The organism is Caulobacter sp. 602-1 (assembly GCF_003931565.1).
Taxonomy (GTDB): Bacteria; Pseudomonadota; Alphaproteobacteria; order Caulobacterales; family Caulobacteraceae; genus Caulobacter.
This window is the reverse complement of the sequence record NZ_RRYI01000107.1, coordinates 1-299: the sequence shown is the minus strand read 5'-3', so window position 1 is coordinate 299 and position 299 is coordinate 1. Positions and strand designations below refer to the sequence as shown.

Here is a 299-nt window from a genome sequence, read left to right as displayed (position 1 = left end):
AAGTTCACCATCACCGATGGCCGTATCGCCCGTATCGAAACCGATACGTCGGCGGGCGACGCTGTCCGTCTCGGCCCCGCCTTGCCGGGCCTGGCCAATGTCCAGAGCCACGCCTTCCAGGGCGCCATGGCGGGTCTGGCCGAGACGCGCGGCGACACCGGCGACACCTTCTGGACCTGGCGCGAGGTCATGTACCGCTTCCTGGAGCGGCTCGATCCCGACATGGCCCAGGCCATCGCCGCCATGGGTCAGGTCGAGATGCTGGAGGGCGGTTTCACGCGGGTGGGCGAGTTCCACTA

Annotated in this window: 1 protein-coding gene; it reads left to right on the top strand. The window is 67.9% G+C overall.

Annotation, left to right across the window (positions count from 1 at the left end; genetic code table 11):
- The coding region (locus tag EIK80_RS25455; RefSeq protein ID WP_148099138.1) for an amidohydrolase family protein at nucleotides 1–299 on the top strand (299 nt) is incomplete at both ends.